This window comes from Treponema sp. R6D11, from assembly GCF_054786075.1.
On the sequence record NZ_BDHD01000193.1, the window covers coordinates 1 to 3,180 of the forward strand.

General features: G+C 38.7%; 3 protein-coding genes. All 3 read left to right on the top strand.

The genetic code is table 11. The features are described from left to right. Window positions 1-976 (top strand): transglycosylase domain-containing protein (locus tag ACYVTD_RS10995; protein WP_461247814.1); only part of this gene is annotated, 976 nt, incomplete at its 5' end. Window positions 977-1,025: 49 nt separating this feature from the next. Beyond that, a complete protein-coding gene (locus tag ACYVTD_RS11000; RefSeq protein WP_461247815.1) occupies window positions 1,026-2,606 on the top strand; it encodes a putative polysaccharide biosynthesis protein in 1,581 nt (526 codons plus the stop codon). Between the two features lie 66 nt (window positions 2,607-2,672). Then, window positions 2,673-2,951 carry an HU family DNA-binding protein gene (locus ACYVTD_RS11005; RefSeq protein WP_461247816.1) on the top strand — a complete coding sequence of 93 codons (279 nt, stop codon included), beginning with the start codon at window positions 2,673-2,675 and terminating at the stop codon, window positions 2,949-2,951. Window positions 2,952-3,180 lie beyond the last annotated feature (229 nt).

The window sequence follows — 3,180 nt, forward strand, 5'->3', positions numbered from 1 at the left end:
ATATACAGGTGAGGTTAAAGCTTTGGTTGGTGGAAGAGGCGAGAAAAAAGGGAGTTTGACTTTGAATCGTGCTACGCAGAGTTTGAGACAACCGGGTTCTTCTATTAAGCCTATTGGTGTTTATGCCCCTGCCGTTGAAAATAATATAATAACTCCGAATTCCGTTTATGTTGACAAGCCATTAAAATATGGCTCTTGGACACCTAAAAACTCGTCCGGAGGATATGCTGGTCCTATGACCATAAGAACCGCCATTGCAAAATCTGTAAATACGGTTGCGGTTCAAGTTTGCGATAAATTAGGCGTTGGCAAGGCATTTGCCTTTTTAGAAAAGTTAGGTATTTCTTCTCTCACACCTGCCGACAAATCTTTGGCGTTAAGCCTGGGTGGCGTTGACAAGGGTATTTCGCCTTTAGAAATGGGTGCCGCTTATGCAACTTTTCCTAATGAGGGAGTGTATAACAAGCCTCATACTTACTCGAAAGTTGTAAATCCAAATGGAGATGTTATACTTGAAAATAAAGATGTTGGCGTTAGTGTTATGAAAGTTTCGACAGCGCAAACCATGATAAGCCTTCTGCGTGGGCCTGTAACATCTGGCACTGCTACAGCTGCCAACTTTAGTAGCTCATATGATATTTGTGGTAAAACTGGTACTACAAACAGTAACAAAGATAGATGGTTTGTAGGATTCACTCCTTATTATACTGCGGCAATTTGGTTTGGATATGACCAACCAAAATCTATGGCAATTGGCGGTTCTAATCCTTGTGTTGTTATATTTAGCAAAATTATGTCTAAAGTTCATAGCAAATTAAAATTGAAAGCAAAACATTTTGTTCTTCCTGCCGGTTTGAACGGTCCTGTTGAAGAGTTGAGTCCTTCGCCAAGCGCTACTACAACTCCTTCTGCATCTCCTGCGGCTACCGAACAACCTGCGCCGCCTCCTACTAACGAGCCTACGGCTACTCCTTGAATACTATAGACAAGGTTCGCATAGGATAAAACGAGGAGTTGTTACCTAATTGGCAAGTAAAGAAAAGTCTTTATTTCTAAAAGGCACGCTAATTATTTTAATATCTAACTTCGCTGTGAAGATAATTAGCGCATGTTTTAAAATACCATTGGCGTGGCTGATCGGGAAAGATGGAATTGGCTTTTTTAATTCGGCATTTAGTATTTTTATCTTTGTTTATACACTTTCATCTGCAGGGGTTCCTATTGCCATATCAAAGATGGTTGCAGAATGCGAAGCGCGCGGACGGGAATATGAGGCTAAGCGAGTTTTTAAGGCTGCTTTAATAATGCTTACTGCTTTTGGTTTAGTCTTTTCTAGTATGATTTTAATCTTTGCGAGACCGCTCGCAAATGATTTTCTTAAAAATCCAGGAGTATATTATCCTTTGGTTTATACTGCTCCTGCTATTTTGTTTGTTACTATTTCTGCAGCTTTTCGCGGATATTTCCAAGGAAAACAAAATATGTATCCAACTGCCATTTCAAACCTTTTAGATGCTTTAGGAAAGCTTGTTTTTGGTTGTTTACTGAGCTATTTATTATTAAAATATGGCGTTCAATATGCTAGTGGCGGGGCGACTCTGGGAGTTTCGATTGGGGCTTTTCTTGGGTTTGTTTTGCTCGTTTCTATGTATTTCAAATATTCTAAAACTAATAAACCGACTGGAGAGACTAAGAGGTTCAAGACGATAGCAAAGGAACTCCTGAATCTTTCTGTCCCAATAACGATTGCTGCGTGTGTATCAACGCTGGTTAATTTGGTTGATACATTCACTATCACCAACAGGCTGCAAGCCGGCGGATTATACAACGCCACTGCCGCCAATGCGCTTTGGGGCGAATATTCAGGGTACGTTAAGACTGTTTACGGTGCGCCGTTTGTTGTGACTGTTTCACTTGCAATTGCTGTTGTACCTTCAATTGCGAATTTTATGGCTGCTGGCAAAAGAAAATCCGCTGAGGCGGTTGGGAAAATAGCTCTTAAAATTGCGTTGTTATTTACTATATTTTGTCTAGCGATTTGTACGGCGTTAGCTTTGCCTGTTCTAAAGATATTTCCTGGCAGCAATCAGACTACTGCGGAGTTATTGATGATTATGGCTCCATCTATTGTATTTTGGGGGATGTTTGCCATTATGCAGGCTATTTTGCAAGCATATGGCAGAGTTAAGCTACCGATAATATTTATAGCGATTGGTGTGGTTGCGAATTTTTTGATTAACTGGTTTGCAATACCAACATTAGGCATTCATTACGCATCGGTTTCGTCGACCGTTTGTTATTTCTTGATATTTATACTGACATTAATTTATATGCTTGGTGTAACTAAGATAAGGCTTAGTATAAACGAGTTTTTAGTAAAGCCGGCGATTTATCTTCTGACGCTGTATTTTTCAATGTTTCTTCTATATAAACATTGCAGCTTTGGAAATGGCTTTATTGGATTGTTTTTTGCCATTGGTGTATCTTTCCTACTATATATATTGATAATGTTTTCATTTGGTTCTATAACAGAGGAAGAACTAAAACTTATTCCTAAAACAGAAAAAACAATTATTTTCTTAAAAAAGCATAAAATTTTGCGATAAAAAAGAGGGTTTTTGCGATTTTAAGCGAATATTTAGGTAAAATTTTAATACAAAAGGAGTATTATTATGAGCAAAGCAACAATAATTGCAGAAGTAGCAAAAATCGCAGGTCAACCAAAAAACACAACAACAGCTGTTGTTGAGGCGCTAATCGCTTACGTAACAAGTGAGCTAAAAGGCCGCAAAGAAGTTCGTCTAGCTGGTCTAGGAACATTCAAAACAACTGCACGTGCTGCACGTACAGGCGTTAACCCTCGCACACATGCGAAAATGACTATTCCTGCTACAACAGTTCCTTCTTTCAAATTCAGCAAAACTGTTAAAGACGCAGTGTCTGGCAAGTAATTAGCATTCAATTGAAAACAAGCTCTTAGGAGCTTGTTTTTTTATGCGTAACTTAAAATTTTAACGACGAAGACTGGAATTAGGTATGCGTTTATAACGGCTAATATTGTGCAGAATAACAAAGCTGCACAAAATTTAATGCTCCATAGCAAACGGGCGTTTTTTTTGTTATCGAAAACTCTGAAGGACTGGAGGATAAACCAGAAGAGTGGAGGTAGAAGTATTAATA